28 protein-coding genes are annotated in these 21694 nt (G+C 36.9%); 20 read left to right on the top strand and 8 right to left on the bottom strand.

Features of this window, described 5'->3' with window-relative positions; genetic code table 11:
* Positions 1–31: 31 nt before the first annotated feature.
* Positions 32–289 (bottom strand): DUF2624 family protein, encoded by a 258-nt coding sequence (locus tag F7984_RS13705; RefSeq protein ID WP_066105175.1) that lies wholly within the window; start codon positions 287–289, stop codon positions 32–34.
* 147 nt (positions 290–436) lie between these two features.
* Here F7984_RS13705 and F7984_RS13700 point away from each other — a divergent pair, with 147 nt between their 5' ends.
* The 3 genes from F7984_RS13700 to F7984_RS13690 are packed head-to-tail and all read left to right on the top strand — an operon-like array spanning position 437 to position 2490.
* Positions 437–1192 (top strand): metal ABC transporter ATP-binding protein, encoded by a 756-nt coding sequence (locus tag F7984_RS13700; RefSeq protein ID WP_140462011.1) that lies wholly within the window; start codon positions 437–439, stop codon positions 1190–1192.
* Between the two features lie 15 nt (positions 1193–1207).
* Positions 1208–2041 (top strand): metal ABC transporter permease, encoded by an 834-nt coding sequence (locus tag F7984_RS13695; RefSeq protein ID WP_066105169.1) that lies wholly within the window; start codon positions 1208–1210, stop codon positions 2039–2041.
* A gap of 14 nt (positions 2042–2055) precedes the next feature.
* Entirely contained in the window at positions 2056–2490 is a 435-nt protein-coding gene (locus F7984_RS13690) for a Fur family transcriptional regulator (RefSeq protein ID WP_066105166.1), read from the top strand.
* A gap of 39 nt (positions 2491–2529) precedes the next feature.
* On the opposite strand, the gene F7984_RS13685 is transcribed toward F7984_RS13690, so the two are convergent.
* Positions 2530–3108 carry a 5' nucleotidase, NT5C type gene (locus tag F7984_RS13685; protein WP_140462012.1) on the bottom strand — a complete coding sequence of 193 codons (579 nt, stop codon included), beginning with the start codon at positions 3106–3108 and terminating at the stop codon, positions 2530–2532.
* A gap of 153 nt (positions 3109–3261) precedes the next feature.
* On the opposite strand from F7984_RS13685, the gene F7984_RS13680 reads away from it, so the two are divergent.
* Entirely contained in the window at positions 3262–3633 is a 372-nt protein-coding gene (locus F7984_RS13680; protein WP_066105160.1) for a DUF308 domain-containing protein, read from the top strand.
* Between the two features lie 225 nt (positions 3634–3858).
* On the opposite strand, the gene ispG is transcribed toward F7984_RS13680, so the two are convergent.
* From ispG to F7984_RS13665, 3 genes are all read right to left on the bottom strand, one after another.
* Entirely contained in the window at positions 3859–4974 is a 1116-nt protein-coding gene (gene ispG / locus F7984_RS13675) for a flavodoxin-dependent (E)-4-hydroxy-3-methylbut-2-enyl-diphosphate synthase (protein ID WP_139892578.1), read from the bottom strand.
* Between the two features lie 114 nt (positions 4975–5088).
* Positions 5089–5382 carry a hypothetical protein gene (locus F7984_RS13670; protein ID WP_066105152.1) on the bottom strand — a complete coding sequence of 98 codons (294 nt, stop codon included), beginning with the start codon at positions 5380–5382 and terminating at the stop codon, positions 5089–5091.
* Positions 5383–5578: 196 nt separating this feature from the next.
* Entirely contained in the window at positions 5579–6370 is a 792-nt protein-coding gene (locus tag F7984_RS13665) for a DUF1189 domain-containing protein (protein WP_140462013.1), read from the bottom strand.
* Between the two features lie 145 nt (positions 6371–6515).
* Between F7984_RS13665 and F7984_RS13660 the strand changes: the two genes are divergently transcribed.
* The 9 genes from F7984_RS13660 (at position 6516) to phoU (ending at position 15850) form a co-directional block, all read left to right on the top strand.
* Positions 6516–6998 carry a DUF456 domain-containing protein gene (locus F7984_RS13660; RefSeq protein WP_066105145.1) on the top strand — a complete coding sequence of 161 codons (483 nt, stop codon included), beginning with the start codon at positions 6516–6518 and terminating at the stop codon, positions 6996–6998.
* A gap of 124 nt (positions 6999–7122) precedes the next feature.
* Entirely contained in the window at positions 7123–7731 is a 609-nt protein-coding gene (locus F7984_RS13655) for a superoxide dismutase (protein WP_140462014.1), read from the top strand.
* A gap of 162 nt (positions 7732–7893) precedes the next feature.
* The gene (locus tag F7984_RS13650) at positions 7894–9102 is read left to right on the top strand and encodes an MFS transporter (protein ID WP_066105141.1); all 1209 of its coding nucleotides are present in this window, start codon (positions 7894–7896) and stop codon (positions 9100–9102) included.
* 93 nt (positions 9103–9195) lie between these two features.
* Positions 9196–11280: a peptidoglycan D,D-transpeptidase FtsI family protein gene (locus F7984_RS13645; protein ID WP_254654710.1), complete on the top strand. Its 2085-nt coding sequence runs from the start codon at positions 9196–9198 to the stop codon at positions 11278–11280.
* A 281-nt stretch (positions 11281–11561) separates the two neighbouring features.
* The gene (locus F7984_RS13640; protein WP_140462015.1) at positions 11562–12458 is read left to right on the top strand and encodes a phosphate ABC transporter substrate-binding protein PstS family protein; all 897 of its coding nucleotides are present in this window, start codon (positions 11562–11564) and stop codon (positions 12456–12458) included.
* 71 nt (positions 12459–12529) lie between these two features.
* Positions 12530–13417 (top strand): phosphate ABC transporter permease subunit PstC, encoded by an 888-nt coding sequence (pstC, locus tag F7984_RS13635; RefSeq protein WP_140462016.1) that lies wholly within the window; start codon positions 12530–12532, stop codon positions 13415–13417.
* Entirely contained in the window at positions 13414–14328 is a 915-nt protein-coding gene (gene pstA, locus F7984_RS13630; RefSeq protein WP_066105131.1) for a phosphate ABC transporter permease PstA, read from the top strand. The genes pstC and pstA overlap by 4 nt, the downstream gene beginning before the upstream one ends.
* 32 nt (positions 14329–14360) lie before the next feature.
* Positions 14361–15161, top strand: coding sequence for a phosphate ABC transporter ATP-binding protein PstB (gene pstB / locus F7984_RS13625; RefSeq protein ID WP_140462017.1), 801 nt, complete (start codon positions 14361–14363; stop codon positions 15159–15161).
* Between the two features lie 29 nt (positions 15162–15190).
* The gene (phoU, locus tag F7984_RS13620; protein WP_066105126.1) at positions 15191–15850 is read left to right on the top strand and encodes a phosphate signaling complex protein PhoU; all 660 of its coding nucleotides are present in this window, start codon (positions 15191–15193) and stop codon (positions 15848–15850) included.
* 69 nt (positions 15851–15919) lie between these two features.
* On the opposite strand, the gene F7984_RS13615 is transcribed toward phoU, so the two are convergent.
* Positions 15920–16537: a LysE family transporter gene (locus F7984_RS13615; RefSeq protein ID WP_066105670.1), complete on the bottom strand. Its 618-nt coding sequence runs from the start codon at positions 16535–16537 to the stop codon at positions 15920–15922.
* A 224-nt stretch (positions 16538–16761) separates the two neighbouring features.
* Here F7984_RS13615 and F7984_RS13610 point away from each other — a divergent pair, with 224 nt between their 5' ends.
* Positions 16762–17154 (top strand): hypothetical protein, encoded by a 393-nt coding sequence (locus tag F7984_RS13610; protein WP_066105123.1) that lies wholly within the window; start codon positions 16762–16764, stop codon positions 17152–17154.
* Positions 17155–17173: 19 nt separating this feature from the next.
* Here the strand turns inward: F7984_RS13610 and F7984_RS13605 are convergent, their stop codons facing one another.
* Together F7984_RS13605 and F7984_RS13600 are read right to left on the bottom strand one after the other, a co-directional pair.
* Positions 17174–17635: an MltG/YceG/YrrL family protein gene (locus tag F7984_RS13605; RefSeq protein WP_066105120.1), complete on the bottom strand. Its 462-nt coding sequence runs from the start codon at positions 17633–17635 to the stop codon at positions 17174–17176.
* Positions 17632–17994, bottom strand: a complete 363-nt coding sequence (locus tag F7984_RS13600; protein WP_140462018.1) for a hypothetical protein — start codon at positions 17992–17994, stop codon at positions 17632–17634. The genes F7984_RS13605 and F7984_RS13600 overlap by 4 nt, the downstream gene beginning before the upstream one ends.
* A gap of 223 nt (positions 17995–18217) precedes the next feature.
* Between F7984_RS13600 and F7984_RS13595 the strand changes: the two genes are divergently transcribed.
* The 6 genes from F7984_RS13595 to F7984_RS19145 all read left to right on the top strand — a co-directional run bounded on the left by F7984_RS13595 (position 18218) and on the right by F7984_RS19145 (position 21634).
* On the top strand, positions 18218–18787 hold the full coding sequence (locus tag F7984_RS13595; RefSeq protein ID WP_066105112.1) for a hypothetical protein: 570 nt from the start codon (positions 18218–18220) through the stop codon (positions 18785–18787).
* Between the two features lie 63 nt (positions 18788–18850).
* Positions 18851–19000 (top strand): 50S ribosomal protein L33, encoded by a 150-nt coding sequence (gene rpmG, locus F7984_RS13590; protein ID WP_066105110.1) that lies wholly within the window; start codon positions 18851–18853, stop codon positions 18998–19000.
* 67 nt (positions 19001–19067) lie between these two features.
* Complete coding sequence (locus tag F7984_RS13585) at positions 19068–19631, top strand: 5-formyltetrahydrofolate cyclo-ligase (RefSeq protein ID WP_066105107.1); 564 nt, start codon at positions 19068–19070, stop codon at positions 19629–19631.
* Positions 19624–20412 carry a DUF92 domain-containing protein gene (locus tag F7984_RS13580; RefSeq protein ID WP_140462019.1) on the top strand — a complete coding sequence of 263 codons (789 nt, stop codon included), beginning with the start codon at positions 19624–19626 and terminating at the stop codon, positions 20410–20412. Before F7984_RS13585 ends, F7984_RS13580 begins: the two co-directional genes overlap by 8 nt.
* Positions 20413–20462: 50 nt before the next feature.
* Positions 20463–21419, top strand: a complete 957-nt coding sequence (locus F7984_RS13575) for an L-lactate dehydrogenase (RefSeq protein ID WP_066105102.1) — start codon at positions 20463–20465, stop codon at positions 21417–21419.
* Between the two features lie 59 nt (positions 21420–21478).
* A complete protein-coding gene (locus F7984_RS19145; RefSeq protein ID WP_175354273.1) occupies positions 21479–21634 on the top strand; it encodes a hypothetical protein in 156 nt (51 codons plus the stop codon).
* The last annotated feature ends 60 nt before the right edge of the window (positions 21635–21694 follow it).

Genomic DNA, 21694 nt, shown 5'->3' with positions numbered 1-21694 from the left:
AGGGGAGCAGTACAGATGTACTGCTTCCTTTTTAAATTCCGATCATGCTATAAAATATTTTCTCGATTTTCTGCGCTTTCTCAGCACCGGTAATTTTCTCGATATTTTTTAAAAGCTGTTTTCGTTCAGTCTGATCAAAAATATTAACGGATTTCCCCCGGATTAGTTTGGTTATTTCCTCAGCTTCCGTTTTTGTTAAAGTTAAACCATTCTGCCCGGCAAAATCAAGCAATTCACTGGCAGTGATACGATTGATTTTTAAGTTAACAATGCTTTCAAATAGCTTCAAATTACCACCCCATGTTTACCATATGAAAAGGACAGAAAAAAATGAACTAAATTATACAATATTAAGTAAATGTGTTTACTTTACTGAAATTGTCCTGTATACTACTTGAGGTAAATCGTAATCATTCTTATTAACAGGTGGCCGATTATGAATAATGACTTAATTAAAATTGAACATGTTACTTATAAATATGAGAGAGAAAACGTTCTGGAAGATATTAATTTATCCGTCAAGGATGGAGATTTCCTCGCTATTGTCGGACCGAATGGTTCTGGCAAATCAACATTGCTGAAGCTGATGCTTGGATTAAATAAAGTACAGCAAGGAGAAATTTTCTTATTCGGTGAGAAAATAAACAAATTTAAACATTGGGAGAAAATTGGCTATGTATCACAAAAGGCCAATTCCTTTAACAGTGGTTTCCCAGCTACAGTGGAAGAAGTTGTAGCAAGCGGATTAACGAAGAAAATAGGACTTTTTCGTTTCTATAATAAAACTCATCGCCAAAAAGTGGTGAAAGCGCTCAAAGAAGTAGGAATGCAGGATTTCATCAAAAGACCAATTGGAGAATTATCGGGCGGTCAGCAACAACGGGTATTCATTGCAAGAGCACTGGTCAGCGATCCTGCTATGTTAATACTGGATGAACCTACAGTTGGTGTAGATGTAAAGAATGTTACTAATTTTTATGACCTGCTTTACGATTTAAACCGTAACCTTGGATTGACACTTATTTTGGTTACTCACGATACTGGTACCATTACAGAAAAGGTCACTCATATTGCATGTCTAAATAAACAATTGCATTTTCACGGGAATACATGTGAATATGAACATTTAGATGATAAGGATATGTCAGCTTTTTATGGCCATGATGTTTATACATTAACACATGATCATTAATTTGGAGGAAGTAGTATGTTATCAATGTTTCAGTATGAATTTCTACAAAATGCCTTTCTAGCGGGGATTGTGATTGGTATTATTGCTCCGCTGTTGGGTGTATTTATTGTAGTTCGAAAACTCTCCTTAATTGCAGATGCCCTTAGCCATGTAACCCTGACTGGAATTGCATTCAGTTTGTTACTAAGTAAGGAAGTGCCTGCACTGGGTCCTATCAACCCTTTATATATGGGGATGGCCTTCTCGGTAACGGGATCGCTTTTTATAGAGCGACTGCGTTCCGTCTATAAACATTATCAGGAACTTGCCATTCCAATCATTCTTTCCGGAGGAGTAGGGTTGGGAGCGATTTTTATCTCGCTCGCTAATGGCTTCACGACTGATTTATTTGGATATTTATTTGGGAGTGTCAGTGCGGTAAGTCGGACAGACTTATGGATTGTTTTGGCAATCAGTATTGCTGTTATCGCAATTGTTATATTCTTATATAAAGAATTATTCCTTTTATCCTTTGATGAGGAGCATGCTAAAACTTCCGGAATACCGGCTAAAGCGATTCACTTTATCTTTATCGTGCTCGTTGCTTTGGTCATTGCCATTTCTATGAGAATTGTGGGTGTCCTGCTTGTTTCTTCATTAATGACTTTACCGGTAGCGGCTGCCTTAAAAGTAGCGAAGGGGTTTAAACAAACCATTTTTATTTCCATTCTATTTGGAGAATTGGCTGTAATAGGCGGATTATTCACATCCTATTACTTAAATCTTGCTCCGGGTGGTACAATCGTTGTATTGGCAATTATCATTCTTTTAATCACAATTTTTATCAAGAAATGGAGAATGACTGCGTAAGGAGGTATCTGAAGATGGATGTTAAAGAAGCAATACAACTCTTGAAAGATAAGGGCTACAAATACACTGAGAAGCGTGAAGACATGCTTGAACTTTTTTCGAAGAGCAATCGTTATTTAACAGCCAAAGAAGTCCTTGAAAAATTGAAAAGTTCGTACCCAGGTATGAGCTATGACACGATATACCGAAATTTATCCTTGTATGCAAACTTAGGGATTCTAGAAACCACTGAGTTATCTGGTGAAAAAAGATTCCGATTTGCTTGTGTTGGAAATCATCATCATCATCATTTCATTTGTATGGAATGCGGAAAAACTCGTAATGTAGAGTTATGTCCAATGGAAAAAATAACAGAGGATTTTAAAGGATATGATATTTCAGGACATAAATTTGAAATATACGGAAGATGTCCAGATTGTTTGCAGGAGAATATACAACAAAGTAACTAGAAAGGAGCCATTCTGCGATTGGAGAGTGGCTCCTTTTTATTACCGATTTTCCTTAGTCCAATGGTTTACCCACTGATAGGCTTCTGCCCAATTTTCCACCCTGATCACATTGTTTGGGATAGCCATTCGATTATAAGGTGCGTCAAATAAGATGACTGGAATTTCACATTCTTCAGCAATTGCAACAGCGTTATCGTGCTTATCCTCAAAGAAAAGATCGATTTCGTGTTTTTTAACCGTTGAAATTTTATTATGCGTACCGATTAATTCGATGTGGTGATACAGTAAATCGTTTTTACTGAACCACTCCTTTGTAACCGGCAATAAAGTTTGATTTCTGGCACTGATGAAAAACAGTTCATATATTTCTTTCCATTCCTGTAAAACTCGTTTGGCATCCTTTGCCATAGGTGATTCAGAATAGATGATGGGTTCGTGTTTTTGAAACCAAAGATCAAATTCATGCTCTGGAACATTTACAAACGGATAAAATTCATATTGGTTAATATCCTCTAATGTTAATTGTAAGCGAAAGGCTTTGTTGATATAAGGAAGCATGGAATCCTGTGTAGTGATGGTACCATCAATATCTATTCCAAAACGTTTAGGTTTTGACATGAAGCATTTCCTCCAAAATATGTTTGTATGTAGTTTACATCAAAATGCGACAAATTGCTTTTCTAAATTTTGTAGATTCATGCAACAATCTCTGCTTATGAGTAAGCCTTTTATGGAGCAAACTAGGAAGGCTTCAATAAAGGAAGGTAGGGAATGCTATTGTCAGCCTCAAAAAGACATTGGAATGCAAGAAATAAAAGAGATAAATTTAAAAATGAAGTCGTGTGTCAAAAGCTAAATTATCATGAGGAGACCGGAGCAGAATTTATGGATTCTGCTGAATACAGACGTCATAGTCAAACAGGAAATAATAATAAGACCACTTCTAAAGCTAGCAGCTTTGGTATAGTGGCGTTAGCCTTGTCAATTGCCTCTCTATTTTTTATGCCGGTGATTTTTGGAACAATTGGCATTGTCGCAGGGATTTTTGCGATGAAAACTGAATCGCGTATGATGGGGATAGCAGCAATAGTAATTGGTGTATTTTCTGTTGTTGCTGGTCTTTTGGTATATCCCTTTTTCTAATACAGTAGGCCTGCTATCGTTTATGGGCTTTCAAATCTCAAATAGTTTAGGGATTGGATTTTTATCCAATCCCTCCAATCATAAATAACAGATATAAAACAAAGAACTTCAAAATAATTATTATTTTGAAGTTCTTTGTTTACATATACTAGGCAAAAGAATAAATTCTCATACCTTTAATTAATTTAAAGTCTCTGGTTCGAACCTGAATTTCTTCTGCTTAATTTAAGACAGGCTTGCTTTTTCTTTTTCAATTCTTTGTTTTTCGTAATACTCTTCAGCAAGAATATCGATTTCTTTTTTTAGTTCCTCAACCATTATTTCTTCTGGCACTTTACGAACGATTTTACCCTTGCGGAACAATAGACCTTCTCCGCGAGCACCAGCAATGCCGATATCTGCTTCTCTTGCTTCGCCAGGTCCGTTAACGGCACATCCTAATACTGCCACTTTAATTGGAGCTTTAATTTTTTGAATATATTCATCCACTTCGTTAGCAATGGAAATTAAATCAATCTCTATACGTCCGCATGTCGGACATGATATTAAGGTAGCTGAATTGGCTGATAGACCAAATACTTTTAACAGCTCTCTGGCTACTTTGACTTCTTCAACCGGATCAGCACTTAAAGAAATGCGCAAAGTATTCCCAATACCTTTACTTAATAAGGCACCAATACCGGCAGAACTCTTAATCGTTCCTGAAAATAACGTGCCGGATTCTGTGATTCCAAGGTGAAGTGGATAATCAAAGGCCTGTGCTGCCTTTTCATAGGCTTCAATTGCCAAGCGTACATCAGATGCTTTCATTGATACAATGATGTCATGGAAGTCTAAGTCTTCTAGAATTTTTATATGATGTAAAGCACTCTCAACCATACCGTCTGCAGTTGGGTAACCGTATTTTTCAAGGATTTTACGTTCTAAAGATCCTGCGTTGACCCCGATACGAATTGGAATCCCTTTCGCTTTAGCTGCTTTTACAACAGCTTCCACTTTTTCGCGTCTGCCGATATTGCCCGGGTTAATACGGATTTTATCAGCTCCGCCTTCAATCGCGATTAAAGCCAGACGATAGTCAAAGTGAATATCAACTACTAAAGGTATATTAATACGTTTTTTAATTTCAGAAATTGCATGAGCAGCCCGTTCATCAGGACAAGCTACACGTACAATTTGGCAGCCAGCTTCTTCTAAACGATTTATTTCCGCGACTGTTGCTTCTACATCATGTGTCTTCGTTGTCGTCATACTTTGTATTATAACTTCATCGTTGCCACCGATAGTCAGTGGTCCCACTTTTACGGGGCGGGTTTTTGTACGATGTATTAGTTCACTCACTGGTCATTCTCTCCTTTTAGGCTGTTTGCCTCAATACCAATAAATATATTATCTTCTAAATTATTGTATCAGCGTTTTAGCTAAAATAACAATAAAGTTGATTATGAATTGGCTTTAGTAATTTTTAAATCGGTAAGTTTGTCCGATTTCTATTTCTTCCGGTTTCATTCCGTTATTTAATAAAGAAAAGTCTTCAATCATTTGATCAATCGGTACTGGGATAGTACCTTCATTTTTCTCTATTATAGAAAGAACGGTATCTCCCGGCTCTACTTTTATATTATAGTAGTTTTCATTCATTTTATCCATATTCTCGGAGGAGTAGGCAGGAAGGGTGCCTACACTTATATCAAAATATATCGAGTAAGCTACTATACAAAAGCCGATAAACAGGATTATTCTTTTCATCTCTTTTAGCACTCCCTCCATCTTTTACTAGAGTATATGAAGTTAGTAGAGATAATAGAATTGATTTTGAAGGATTTTTTTAGAGCTAACGTTTAGATAGAATAGAGGAATAGAGGAAATGTTGACCTGGATGACCCGCATTTAATACTAGAGGCTAAAGATAAACCCTTCCGCAGAAATTCGGAAGGGCTACACTTTATGATTGTATGGTCTTTTGTTTACTTTTTGGAATAGGCATTTCTTTAATAGTCAGGTAGATCATCATTAGTGTAATAAACCATTTGACATAAACATCACCTATTACAGGAACCTGAATAAAATTCATAAACGTAAAGAACGTTACGGCTAATGTAAAGCTGTAAGTGGCTATCCTCCACTGCTGTCCAAAAGTAGCTTTTCTGTTCATGGAAGTTACAAATAAGCCGGTAAGGTAGGCTAGAAGTGTAATCTCCAAGAAGAATATTGCTGTTGTAAATAGATACATGACTAACATACATAGACCGATTATTATGTATAAAGATGTTTTTGCAGATTTAATATAATCGCTGGCCTTTTCATTGGTTAATTCAAGACCGGGTATCATAGAATAAGGAATTGTTTGTGATTCCCCGTCTGCAGCAATGACAAATTCATCCTGTAGAATTCCAAAGTCTACTCCGGTAGGGCTGGTGATATCATTTGCATTCAAACTACCGGTGCTGTCAAAATGGAACGTAGCTACATCATCATTAATAATGACAGGTAATGATTCATCTGAATGAAGTCTGCCATCTTTAATTTCAAATTCAGGAAAATCTGTTGTTAATGTTTTTGCCATATGATCTGCCCCATCTAGGATTGCATTTGTAAGATAGATCGATGATGGTAAAATAGTTATTAGAGATAATAAAAAAGCATAGAGGATGGCTTTCCCTATACCCTGAAAGCGAAAGGACGCAATATGCTTTGGCGAGTATAGACTTTTAATAAATTGTGAGAATATATTCATGGGCTACAACACCTTTTTTTAAATTCATTCTTTATTCTATCTGGCTTATGTCGATAAGACAAGAAAGTTCTGCTTATTATAGCGAAACAAATCGAAAAAGTGTTAAGTGTGTATTGAATTAGGGTATTTGAGAGGAGTGTCGAAGATGGATTGGATGAATTGGCTTATTATTTGGCTGGTATTTATTATTGGGTTTGTAGGATTGATATATCCTATTATTCCAAGCGTTCTATTTATAGTAGGTGGAATGCTTTTATATGGGGTATTCTTTTCATTTGAACCGTTTTCGTGGTTTTTTTGGATTGTACAGGGAATGTTTGTTTTACTTTTGTTTGGTGCAGATTATTTGGTTAATCTTTTTGGTGTTAAGAAATTTGGGGGTTCAAAAGCAGGTGTTTGGGGTAGTACGATAGGATTGCTGATTGGACCGTTTGTTATTCCTTTTCTTGGTATTATACTGGGGCCGTTTTTAGGTGCAGTCATAGCTGAATTGTTGGTACATAAACAGTCGCTAAAAAATGCAGTGAAAATTGGTATGGGTTCTGTCGTTGGATTTGTCGGCAGTGTGATAACCAAATTTATCATTCAGACCATTATGATTGTGTATTTCTTTATCCGAGTGCTTTGATAAGGCATAAAGGTTGAAATAAACGGTTTCAATTGCTAATCTAAAGATAAAGACTTTCGTAACACACGAACTTACAGAATTGCCCGAAAGTACTTATTCTTACAATTATTAGGAGGAGAGAATTATGACTTATTCTTTACCACAATTACCGTATGAGTATGATGCGTTGGAGCCTCATATCGACAAAGAAACAATGAATATTCATCACACAAAACATCATAACACGTATGTGACTAACTTAAACAATGCTTTAGAAGGACAGGAAACATTGGCAGCAAAAAGCTTGGAAGATCTTTTAGCTGACATCGACTCTGTACCTGAAAGCATTCGTACTGCTGTTAGAAACAATGGCGGTGGACATGCTAACCACACATTATTCTGGAATATTCTATCTCCTAATGGGGGCGGACAACCAGAAGGTGAATTAGCTGATGCACTAACAGCTAAATTTGGAAGCTTTGAAAACTTTAAAGAAGAGTTTGCGAAAGCTGCTACAACTCGTTTTGGTTCCGGTTGGGCTTGGCTTACTGTTAAAGATGGTGAGTTAGAACTTTCCAGCACTGCTAATCAGGATTCTCCATTAATGGAAGGTAAAACACCAATCCTAGGTCTTGATGTTTGGGAGCATGCATACTACTTAAACTACCAAAACCGTCGTCCTGAATACATTAATTCTTTCTGGAATGTTGTAAATTGGGATGAAGTTTCTAAGCGCTACGCAGCAGCAAAATAATCGTATAATAAGTGTGGGTACAGGAAATGAATCCGATTCGTTTCCTGTATCTTTTTTTGTGCAAAAAATAAAGGATTGTGCTGTTAACAAATACCAAATGATTTAATTCTACATAAGAGGATTATCTACAGGAAAACTAACCGGAAGTGAAGGGGAGTTTTTATGAAAATGGATAATCAATTTGTCAATAAAATAAAAACAAATAAAGAACTTTATATCCTTTTGTTAATTGGAGCACTTTATTCATTGAGTACGGCTCTTTCCAATACTTTTGTCAATATCTATTTATGGAAACAGTCTGAGGCATTGATCAATCTGGGGATTTATAATCTGTCCGTTGTAATCCTACAGGGAGTTACCTTTATTTTAGCTGGGAAATTGGCTAAACGCATAGATCGTATTATTGTACTGAGGATTGGAATCTTGTTTTTAGCTGCATTTTATATAGCGGTCCTGACATTCAGTTCTACCTCTCACCTTTATCTTGTTCTGATTGGTGGTTTACTTGGAATAGGATATGGATTCTATTGGCTTGCATATAATCTCATGACATTCGAAATTACCGAACCTGAAACTAGAGATACATTTAATGGGCTCCAAGGGATAACTGGGTCTATCGGCGGAATGATTGGTCCTTTTTTTGCGGGATATATTATTACGGTTTTGACTGATAACAATGGTTATCTGTTCATTTTTGGAGTTTCCCTGTGTTTGTTTATCGTGGCAGTACTTGTCAGTTTCTTATTAAAAAGCAGAGCAGCTAATGGGAAGTATATGCTGAAGCGTATTCTTGATGAAAGAAAAAATAATAAAGATTGGAGAAGAATTACGTATGCTAATTTTTCGCAGGGGCTAAGGGAAGGGACGTTTCTCTTTGTTGTTTCCGTTTTTGTATTTGTCGAAACGGGTAGCGAAATGGCTTTAGGTACATATGGATTAATTAGTTCAGGAGTATCATTTATTGCTTATTTTTTAGTCAGCAGATATATAAAGGTTCGTTACCGAAAATGGTCGATGCTGGTGGGGGCCATTTTCCTTTATGGTTCAATCTTTTTTCTGATATATCAAGTGTCATTCACTAAACTGCTTACATATGCGTCTATTCTTGCAGTAGCTTATCCCTTATTGCTTGTCCCCTATATGTCTGTCACGTATGATGTAATAGGACGATCCTGGGAAGCGGGGGAACATCGTATCGAATATGTGGTAATCCGGGAATTATTTTTAAATATGGGAAGAGCCGCATCGATTCTTATGTTTATATTGTTCATTAAAATTTTGCCGGAGAGTACCGGCATCAAAATATTGCTATTATTATTAGGGTCCGGACATCTGTTTGTTTATTATTTTGTAAAAGACATCAAGATGTAAGAAACTAAAAGTTGCTGGAATCTTTTACTTCTGTTAATCTTTAAAAATTGATAATAAAATGATAAGAAATGTGTATTAGAAGGGATGGGGACAGTGAAAGTCAGAAAAAAGAAAAAGAAAAAACATGTACCTGTTCGCCTGAATCTACTGTTTTTTGCAGTATTTGTAATGTTTTCTGCATTAATACTCCGTTTAGGAATTGTTCAGATTGTATATGGAGATGACTATAAGCGTGAAATAGAGCGGACAGAGGATGTAACTGTGAGCAATTCTGTGCCGAGGGGAAAAATATATGATCGAAATGGAAAAATCATCGTTGATAATCAACCTTTATATGCGATAACTTACACACGTACACAAAAAACCTCAAGCAAAGAGATGCTTGAAACTGCTGAAAAACTTTCCAAGCTAATTGAGGTTGATACTGATAAAGTTCGTGAAAGGGATATGAAAGACTTTTGGATTTTAAATAACCCAGAAGCTGCTAAAAAGAAAGTAACAGAAAAAGAATATCAGCAATTAAGTGATGGAAAGCTGACAGATGATGATATATACAAATTACAGCTTGAGCGAATTACTGAAAAAGAAATAGATTACAGTCAAAGTGAGTTGGAAGTGCTGGCGATCTATAGCAAGTTTATTGCCGGTTACTATTTAACTCCGCAAATTGTGAAAAATAAAGGAACGACATATGAAGAGGTAGCGAGAGTTAATGAGCAGATTGAATCTCTTCCAGGCGTTGATACAACAACAGATTGGGAACGTAAATATGCGTATGGCGATACGCTTAAATCTGTTTTAGGTAAAGTATCAAGTGCCAGCGAAGGATTGCCCTCTGATAAAACAAGTTATTATTTAGCTCGGGGCTACAGTCGAAATGATAGAGTTGGAACCTCCTACTTAGAACAGCAATATGAAGATTTATTACGCGGTCAACAGGAGAAAATTAGAAATGTAACTAATACATCCGGCGATATTGTCAGCACGGAGGTTATTTCTGAAGGACAAAGAGGTAAGGATCTTGTATTAACAGTTGATATGGATCTTCAAATAGCCACAGAAGAAATTATTGAAAAGCAATTGAAGGAAAAGAAAGCAAGCGGGAATACAAAATATCTCGATCGTGCTTTTGTTGTTGTAACGAATCCTAATACTGGTGAACTCCTAACTCTGGCTGGTAAACAATATGCAGCCGATGATAATGGAAAAATGCAAATGAATGATATGGCATTGGGAACTTTTACTTCATCCTATGCCATGGGCTCTTCAGTTAAAGGAGCAACTATTTTAACGGGATACCAGACCGGTGCAATAAAACCTGGACAAGTCATTTATGATGGACCAATGAAGATTAAAGCCACGCCAATTAAAAAATCATGGAAGAATTTTGGGAATATTAGTGACATTGAAGCACTGAAAGTATCCTCCAATGTCTACATGTTTAAAACAGCGATTGCTCTTGGTAAAGGAAACTATGTTCCGGGAGGCTCTCTGAAAGTTAATAACTCAGCATTCAGCACAATGAGGAATTATTACAGTCAATTTGGCTTAGGTGTTAAAACAGGTATAGACTTACCTGGTGAACAAATCGGCTATAAAGGATCCTCGCAGGGTGCCGGATTATTAATGGACTTTTCCATTGGCCAATACGATACGTATACTCCATTGCAGTTGGCTCAATATGTTTCTACCATTGCAAATGGAGGTAACCGTATAAAACCGCATGTTTTAAAACAAGTCCGTGAGCCAGTGGATGATGATGAAGATAATACGCTTGGACCGGTTATTAAAGAGGTTAAAACAGAAGTGATGAATACTCTTCCAATGAAAACTGAATGGATTGAACGTGTCCAGGAAGGATTTAGACAAGTTACCCAATCCACCGGAGGAACCGCCTACTCTTATTTTGGAAATGCTGACTATAAACCAGCAGGTAAAACAGGTACAGCGGAAGCCTTTTATGATGGACCTAAATGGGAAAAGGGTACTGTACAGCCAGAAACCTATAATATAACCTTTGTTACCTATGCTCCTGCCGATAACCCGGAAATTGCCATGAGTGTAGTAGTACCATGGGCTTACCAAAATTCGTCAGGACATAAAATGAACCTCGAAATCGCAAAAGAAGTTTATGAAAAATATTATGAATTAAAAGAAGAACGAGCTAAACAAAAATAAAAGATTAATAGAAAATTGGGTCTGCCTTGATTTATGGGGCAGACCTTTTTTATTTACTGCCAGCATAATTTAGGTAAGTATCATTCTTTTGGATTATTATTACAAATAAATAGTGCGGTTTCTAGGATTTTGCAGTCATCTTTACAATAAACTTTTGATTTTTTACACTACGTTTACAATTCTTTAACACAGTATTTAAACTTTATCTTTACTATAGAAAATGTAAAGGGTGAAAATTAAAAATTACAAATAAATAGCCAAAGTATATGGGAGGATTGGAAATGCGTAGAAGGAAAACAGCATTTATGATTACTTTGATACTTATAATCGGATTGCTGGCAGCTTGTACCAGTAATAATGGAGGAGGAGCAAAGGCGGGAAGCGGCTCTGAAGAAGAAGGATACACAGGAATCATAAATGCAGCTGGTTCTACAGCTTTACTACCATTGGCAGATGAAGCAGCAACTGAATTTATGGCGAAAAATCCAAATGTATCGGTTACTGTTCAAGGCGGTGGAAGCGGAACAGGTATAAATCAAGTGGCGAGTGGTGCAGTCAATATCGGAAACTCTGATCTACCTTCAGCAGATAAAATTGAAGATGAGAAATTAGCAGAAGAACTGGTCGATTATAAAGTAGCCGGTATTGCGTTTGGCATAGTGGTGAATGATGATGCCAATGTAGATAATTTAACAATTGAACAAATCCAAGGAATCTTCTCCGGAAAAATTAAAAACTGGAAAGAGGTTGGCGGAGCTGATTCAGAAATAAATGTCGTGAACAGACCAGAATCATCAGGTACCCGATATGCCTTTGAAAAAACAATCATGAAGGATGTCAGCATGAATACAGGGGTTGGAACAACTCAGGATTCTAACGGTGCTGTAGAAAACTCGATTAATTCCACACCTGGTTCTATTAGTTATCTGGCTATGAGCTACCTCGCTGAGGGGAAAGGCTCATCCTTAAAACCGGTAACTATTAATGGGGCTGAACCCACAATTGAGAATGTGGTAAATGGCAGCTACTCTTTTTGGTCCTATGAATATATGGTAACGAAAGGCGAAATAGGCGGAGCTGTTAAAGGTTATATGGATTTCATTAGGAGTGATGAGTTTGCCGAAACCGTTACGAAAATGGGATACATTCCAATGTTAGAGCTAGAAAATAAAGAATAATTCCAAGGATGAAGTAAACAGGAAGTCAAACAGCCTGGTTATCATCTGTTTGCCGGAAGGAGCGAAAAGGCTTGAATGATCATAAACCAATCAACTATTGGAAAAGTGAATATATCGGACGGATTCTTGTTACATTATGTGGACTATTAATCGTTGTAACAACTTTGGCTATTATCGTTTTTATTACAGGAAAGGGTATTCAGTCATTTACAAACAGTAATATCTCTATAGTGGAGATGTTGACCTCAACAAACTGGAGTCCCAATGATGGGGAATATGGAGCTTTGATATTTATCATCGGTTCTATACTTGTATCAATTGGTGCCATTGTTATCAGTGCACCTATTGCAATAGCTCTAGCAATATTTACGAACTTTATTTCCCCGAAATTCGGAAAAAAGGTCTTGCAGCCGGTTTTGGAATTGCTGGTTGGTATTCCATCCGTTGTTTATGGTTTGCTAGGTGTGACTTTATTAGTTCCCCTACTTAGAAACACATTCGGCGGAGTAGGATTCAGTTTAACAGCCGGGATAATTGTACTTAGTATCATGATATTACCGACTATTGCAAGCTTGGCAACAGATGCGTTAAAAAATGTCCCGCCACAGCTTCTGGAAGCCTCCTATGGGCTCGGTTCCACGAGATGGCAGGCAATCAGCCGAGTAATCATTCCTGCCGCAAAGAATGGCATCTTTACAGGAATCGTTATGGGGCTTGCACGTGCTTTTGGTGAAGCACTTGCCGTTCAGATGGTTATCGGAAATACGGTTAAATTGCCGACTGGCTTAAATGATCCCACGGCAACGTTAACTGGAATTTTAACGATGGACATGTCTAATACAATGAATGGAACTGCATGGAATAATGCATTATGGAGCCTCGCGCTAATACTTTTAATCATGTCATTCTTATTCATCATGATTATTCGTTTTATCGGGAATAGGGGGGCACAGAAATGAGCGCTAGAACAGTAAATAAAATCTGGACGGGTATTTTCTATATCGTTGCTATTTTTGTCATTATTTTATTGAGTTATTTAGTATTTGAAATACTCAAAAAGGGCTGGGGTTTCTGGGACCCATCTTTTCTGACTGGTCGTTCTAGCAATATGGATGCTGGTGGGGGAATCGGATATCAGCTATTTAACTCTTTCTATATGTTAATTATTACTCTGATAATCTCTGTACCGCTTGGCTTAGGCGCAGGTATTTATTTGGCGGAGTATGCCAAACCCGGAAAGTTATTAACGTTTATCCGATTATGCATTGATACGATGGCCTCTCTCCCGTCCATTGTAGTTGGTTTATTTGGTTTATTGGTATTTGTCACAGCTACAGGTTGGGGGTACACCATTATCGGAGGGGCACTAGCAATTACGATTCTGAATTTACCGAGTTTAACACGTGTCAGTGAAGCGGCAATTACAGAGGTATCAGCCGGTGTTAAAGAAGCCAGTCTGGGACTTGGGGCTACCAAATGGCAGACAATTGTAAAAATTGCTCTTCCTACAGCAATGCCTCAAATTATAACGGGAGTTATCCTGGCAGCTGGTCGTATTTTTGGTGAAGCAGCAGCGTTAATTTTTACAGCAGGATTGACAACACCAATCTTGAATACAGCAGCCGATCTAACAAGTCCGGTTAATCCTTTTAATATATTCAGACCTGCAGAGACATTGGCTGTTCATATTTGGAAATTAAATTCTGAAGGAATTGTTCCGGATGCAACGGCAATCGCGACTAAATCAGCAGCAGTATTGATTATAATGGTATTAATCTTTAATCTCCTTGCACGTTTATTCTCAAAAATTATCCAAAAACATTTTGAAGGCGGCAAAAGTAAAACAAAACAAAAGGCATCTGTGTCTTAAGTGAAATCACCATTACCAAGGGGGAAATTGAGATGATAGAATTAAAAGAAGCCAACCCGGCTAAAACGGAAAAGTCTAGTAAACTTGTTTACGATACACAGGGTTTGGATTTGTGGTATGGTGATCACCATGCTTTAAAGGATATTAATCTTGCCATTAATGAAAATGAGGTTACAGCCATTATTGGCCCATCTGGATGTGGGAAATCTACTTATATTAAAGTATTAAATAGAATGATTGAACTTATTCCAAGTGTTCGTACTTCTGGTGATATATTTTACCGGGGACAGAATATCTTTGATAAAGATTTTCAAGTGGAAGAATTACGGACAAAAGTTGGAATGGTATTTCAGAAGCCAAATCCTTTTCCAAAGTCTATTTATGAAAATGTAGCATACGGACCTAAAATACATGGTATTAAAAACAAAAAAGAATTGGATGAAATTGTAGAAAAAAGCTTGCGTGGTGCAGCAATCTGGGACGAAGTTAAGGATCGATTGCATACAAACGCCAACGGACTATCAGGCGGACAGCAGCAACGTATTTGTTTGGCACGATGCCTTGCCGTTTCTCCTGATGTGATATTAATGGATGAACCGACTTCCGCATTAGATCCAATTTCAACATTAAAGGTTGAAGAACTCGTACAAGAGTTGAAAGAGAAATTCAGTATTATTATCGTTACGCATAATATGCAGCAAGCAGCTCGTATATCTGACAAAACTGCCTTCTTCTTGAATGGTGAAGTCATTGAATATGACAAGACAGATAAGATTTTCTCAAACCCATATGATAAGAGAACAGAAGATTATATAACAGGACGTTTCGGATAAGCCAGATCATTTTGAAGGGAGAATAAAAAATGGTTTTAAGAGAAAAATTCGAGAGCGAGCTAAAGGAATTAAAGCTTAAAGTAATAGATATGGAACGTTTTGCTTCATCTGCCTTGAATAAATCGTACCAAGCATTGCTGAAAAATGATGTAGAGCTAGCACTTTCTGTTATAGAGGATGATAAAAAGCTTGATAAAATGGAAGAAGAGCTTGATGAACTGGCTATCTTGATGATTGCAAAGCAGCAGCCTGTTGCAACGGATTTAAGGCATATTGTTTCAGCTATTAAAATCGGTTCTGAAATTGAACGGGTTGGTGATTATGCAAAGAATGTTGCCAAAACTGCGATTAGATTATCAAAGGAAGAAAAGCCCTTTGTTAATGAGGCTGTAGGCGAAATGCACGCTACTTGTATGAAAATGCTTGATATGTTCAATAAATCCTTTATGGAGGAAAATATTGTCCTTTCTAAGGAACTTGCAGAGCTCGATGATACAGTGGATGATTTATATGGACAGGAAATCCGTAAAATACTTGAAATGAAGCATCCTGAGTCTGCTACGGTTAACGAAAATTCTCAGTTATTGTTTATTGTCCGCCACTATGAAAGAATAGGCGATCATATAACTAATATGGCGGAAGAAACCCTTTATATGATTAAAGGAAGACACTATCATTTAAATGAATAGAATTGTGATAATAAAAATGGAGATTCCCATATAGGGAACTCCATTTTTTCTTGTGCCTATTTTTAATGCTTAAAAAAATAATGTCTTTATGCCCTGAAAACCAAAATATACTCCAAAACCGACCAGAGAAATTCCAGAAAAGGCTGAAATAGCTTTCAAGCTAGTGTCATTCAGAAATCTTCTGAACCCAGTTGTTAGAAAGGCAACGGTAATGTCCCAAAAAGTTAGCCCGAGAAAAATCATCAAGCTGTACACGAGAAGAGAGCTTGTACCGTACGAAGTAACTGTTTTAGCGAGAACCGACCCATATATTCCTATCCAAAAGAGGATGGATAATGGACTTGTAATGGACATTATAAATCCAGTTAAAAAAGATTTCGATAACGAGTCTTTCGTACGATAATCTTCCAATGAAAGTGTATGGACCCTCAAAATGCTTTCAATTCCGGTATAAATAAGAACAAATCCTCCAAAGAGCCAAAGGAAAATCTGGACATATGGAATCGTAATAAATTGTACAAAACCCAAATAGACCAATAACATGAATATTCCATCCGCAATCATAGATCCTGCGCCTACTACCCAGGCGTGTAAAAAACCGTTTTTGATCCCCTTATCAATTCGGGCTGAGTTAACCGGACCAATGGGTGCCGCCAATGTTATTCCTAACAAAAAATAACTAAACATAATATGTCCGCTCACGCTTTCACTCCATCTTCTTATGTATTAGTAACTTGTACATATTATGAAGAAAAGTGGATAAGTATGTATAACAGTTTTATTGAGGTTGTAAAAAGCGTTTAATTAAAATTCTAGCTTTATCCGACTAACGGACAATCCTTAAAGAGGTTTATAAATTGGTGACTTGGATATAAGAAAATAACATTTATTAATAAAAGGGGGATTAGAGAATGAAGGAAAAAGAGACAGTAGAAGTGGACGGAGTACCTATAACCTATTTTCTGAGTGAAAAAGCTGTTCATATAGACAATAATAAAGAATTGGAATCCATCATCCCAAACCCTAAAACAGCCATTAAGCTGGCAAGGAAACTGAAAGCAAACTATCAAAAGAAATACGGAAGGGAATTATCGGTATCTGAGCTCTCTATGGCTATTGAAATCTATGGTCATATTTATCCAGAAAAAATGGCCAAAGCTATAAAAGAACTGCCTTTACCCGGCTTTGTTGATCATGCGATGAATAATTTAATTGAAAAGGCCGATATTATCGATTCAGGGGAAGAGAGTATTGATCAAAACAGAAAAATCTGGGATGTTATTGCAAAGGTCATCCCAGTTTAAAAGCTGCCACTTTGATGCACTATTTACCCTTCGTTAAAATAGCAGATAAGGCAGCATAGTCCATGTTTTTATAAACTGTATAGGTCCCAGTCTGAATCTTTTTTGTGAGATCCCGATTATTCAAGTAGGTAGAAAACTTATCAGTATCTTCAATCACGCGCTCCTCTTTTAATAGGCTGATAATCTCGTCGGAAGCCATTCCAGGCTTAATCGATAATCTAATGGCTACAGTTTCTTCTTTATTACTTTGTTGATTTTCTGTTTTTAGTTGATTAATAGATTGAAGGTTCTTTTGATAGTCATCCCACTCACTTTTTGATAAAACATGATAACCATCCTCCTGTAGAGTTTTTTGAGCGTCCTCGCTTGAAAGGGGCACCTTTTTAGCTGCTGATTCATCTGTGGCAAGATAATATGCCGTAAATACGCTTGTGGCTAAAAAAATACCTGCAGCTGCTCCAGATATGTATAGTCGGTTCAATGAAGATCGCCTCCCTGACTTTCAAGGATCCTAATTACCTCATTGTTTGATAATGCAGATTGCCTGGAAATTTGTTCAATCGATAATCCTTGTTTGTACAAATGAATGACCTGATTTTGAATAACCTCGTGTATGGGCGAGGAATTAGTTAAAAAAGATACCTCCGAAAACGATTCCTCGTGCAGGATTTCCTCCTCAAGTGCACGAATTCGTTTTTTAATTATATACATTTCTTGTACATGCTCTAATGAAAGCTGTTCAATCTCTTTTTCTACTTTAGTTTCCTGTCCTTTATAAAATAACGATAGTAAGAACAGTAAGACAGATAGAGAAAATAAACAAATCAAAATGATTATCATGAATACCCTCCCAAATTAAATTACAATCCCTATTGTACAACAATTTTCACTGGATTTTGGTAAAAATATATGAAAAAGGAAGTATTGCTCATAATTTGGAAGTAGGTAGTGGTTCTTCGACAATATGCGTTCATTGTCATCTAGTTCAGGGAGTGTTAGGATTTAATGGAAGATATTAGTGGCTCGCTAAAGCAGGTAAGATAAATGAAAGGGGTGGTACCGCATGGACCAGTTAGACTCTTTAAATAAAAGTACTAAAAAAGCCAGCTGTAAAAGGCTTGTTGATGATAAATCCGGATTAATCGTACCCTATCTTTGGTGCAAAAACGATCAAGATCAAGAGGGGATATCTGCTGCAGTACAGTTAACAAATAATGATTATTTCGATAGAGTAGATGTAGTCTGCAAAAATGATGGGGATCGACCACTTGAAATTAAGATATTTTTTGTTCATGAGGCCTTTAGTGAAGTATCAGCAAGTTTTTATAGTCCTGCGGATTCTTTAATCTATTTATATGGTAAGAATACGATAAGCTTATTAAATGGAAATGATTGTGCATCTATATCGATAATGGAACGAAAACATAAAAAAGCGGTGTACGAATTAATGGAAAATGGCCAAATTATCCACTCTCCTTTAGCCAGAGGTCTAGTTGTCTGTACAACGATGTACAAGCTTCTAGTGGAGCCCGGAGTGAAAATGGGGGTTTCTAATTGGATAATTACAGGCAAGAATAAAGAGGAAGTCATGCTGTTTGATTACTTGGTCAAAAATCAGACTAGCATTTATTAGTGAAAGGTGATATTATAGAAAAGTCGTATAAAATGAAGTTTTGAATGAACTGGAGGGACTCACATGCGTGTAAACATTACTTTAGCTTGCACAGAGTGCGGTGAGCGTAATTATATCAGCACAAAAAATAAACGTAATAATCCTGATCGTCTTGAGCTTAAAAAATATTGCCCAAGAGAGAAGCGTACAACTGCACACCGCGAAACAAAATAAAACAACAGGAGGTTCTCTCCTGTTGTTTTTTTTTGGGATTATATAGAATTTAAGGGGATTTAACGCAATGTTAAAGGGAGAATTAAGATCGACTTATCGGAGTTTATTAGCGGAATTTCCGTCATACGAGCGGGATACATATACATCTAAAATTGTTGAATACTTATTTAGTCATGACATATGGAAGAATGCAAAGACAATCGGAATCACAATTTCTCGGCATCCTGAGATTGAAACGAAAGAGATTATCGAGAGAGCGTGGAAAGAGAAAAAGAATATCGTGATTCCAAAATGCTATCCACACACAAAGCATATGGAATTTTATGACTATCGTCCAAATACGATACTTGAGTCAGTTTATAGTGGTTTAAAAGAGCCCAGACCGGATAAAACACAAAAGATAGAATCCGACCAAATCGATATAATGGTAGTTCCGGGACTCCTATTCTCAACAACTGGATATCGGATTGGATTTGGTGGCGGCTATTATGATCGTTATTTGGCATCATTTTATGGAATCAAACTTTCGCTGGCGTTTATGATGCAAATAAGAGATGATATCCATACAGAAGAGTTCGACATCCCTGTCGACTATCTATTCACAGAACAAGGGGTAATAAATTGTGGGTAACTTAATTATTTACGGCGCTGTTGCTGTCGGCTCCTACGGGGCATATCGGCTTAAAGCTCTGAATAAATCCGGTGCTCTCGCAGCATTTCTTTTGGGAGCTTTAATTGTTATAGGACTTGGATGGGAAGGTTTACTACTAATTGGTTTGTTTTTTTCCTCATCTAGTCTGTTTTCCAGTTATAAAAAAAGAATTAAGCAGAGTATTGATAAAAAATTAGCAAACGGAAGCAGACGAAATTGGGCCCAGGTAGCAGCAAATGGCGGTCCTGCTGGTATAAGTTCTTTACTTTATTTTATATCTGACGGTTCTGATATTTGGTTAATTTCCTTTATCGTATCAATTTCAGCAGCTACTTCTGATACATGGTCATCTGAACTTGGAGTATTGAGTAAATCTGACCCAATCCATATAATCAGTTTGAAAAGATGTGAACGGGGTACTTCAGGGGCAGTCTCAGTCCATGGAACTCTGGCCGGGCTGTTTGGCTCCATATTCATTGCAGTAATAGCAGGTATACTGTTTAATCTGTCATTTTCAACAATTCTCCTACTGAGTGCATTCGGATTTCTGGGCAGTATTCTGGATACCTTACTGGGGGCTTTCCTGCAAGTCGAATATATATGCCCAGTTTGTTCGGTTCATACGGAGAAAAAAGTGCACTGCAATACACGGACTGTTAAAAGGAAAGGAATTAACTGGATTAATAACGAAACTGTAAATCTAAGCTCAATTCTGATAAGCACTATTTTTTGTATAATAACTTGGTATAGTATCACATAATACTAGGGTATAAAGAGCTTGTATGCAGTGTGAAAAGGTGGTTTTTGTTAATGAAAAAGAATGTAAATCGTGTTGTCCTTGTTGGTACAGGTTTTGTTGGAAGCAGCTATGCATTCGCTATGTTAAATCAGGGAATTGCTGAAGAATTTGTTTTAATTGATTTAAATAAGGATAAAGCAGAAGGCGATGCAATGGATTTGAATCATGGAACTCCATTTGCACCGAATAGAACGAAAATTTGGTTCGGAGATTATTCAGACTGTAAAGATGCAGACATTATCGTTCTAACTGCAGGAGCGAATCAGAAGCCTGGTGAAACACGTTTAGATTTAGTTGAAAAAAATATGAAAATCTTTAAATCCATTGTTGGAGAAATTATGGCTAATGGATTTAATGGGATCTTTCTTGTGGCTGCGAACCCAGTTGATATCCTTACATATGCAACATGGAAATTTTCAGGTCTTCCTAAACATCGCGTACTTGGCTCTGGTACGATTCTTGATACGGCCAGATTTCGATTTATGTTAAGCGATTATTTTGAAGTGGATCCTCGAAATGTCCATGCCTATATCATTGGAGAACATGGGGATACTGAATTACCTGTATGGAGCCATGCCAATGTAGGCGGAAAGAATATGAACGAACTGATTAAAGATAAACCTAATCATTCCATGGAAGATTTGGATAAGATTTTTATTAATGTACGTGATGCAGCTTATGAAATCATTAATCGAAAAGGTGCAACATTCTATGGAATTGCCATGGGTCTGGTTCGTATTACAAAAGCCATCCTTCAGAATGAAAACAGCATTTTGACAGTGTCAACCTTCCTAGATGGGGAGTACGGACAAGAAGATGTGTATGTAGGTGTCCCTGCGATAGTAAACCGTGAAGGAATTTCTGATATCCTCGAACTGAAATTATCAGATGATGAGCAAGAGAAATTTTCACATTCTGTTAAAGTATTAAAAGAAACGATGAATCCAATTCTTGATCAGTTACTATAAGTAGAATAAAAATCCCTCCTGTTCACCAAACTATATGGTAATACAGGAGGGATTTTTACATGAATAAATTCTTAATTATTTTCGTATCTGGCATAATAGGGTATATAGTGTTTCAAAAGAGGTCTTCCATTATGAAGAATCAAGTACTGCGCAACATCCTTATAGCCGTTCTAATGGAATTGCCAATATTTAAAACTGTGCAAGATCAAACATAATGACCAGAGGAATTATTTCTGTTCCTCTTACGTAATGATAAAATAGATATAGAAACTTTT

The sequence above is a fragment of the Pradoshia sp. D12 genome (assembly GCF_008935075.1).
In the GTDB taxonomy this organism is placed as follows: domain Bacteria; phylum Bacillota; class Bacilli; order Bacillales; family Pradoshiaceae; genus Pradoshia.
This window is presented reverse-complemented; position numbering and strand designations above follow the sequence as displayed.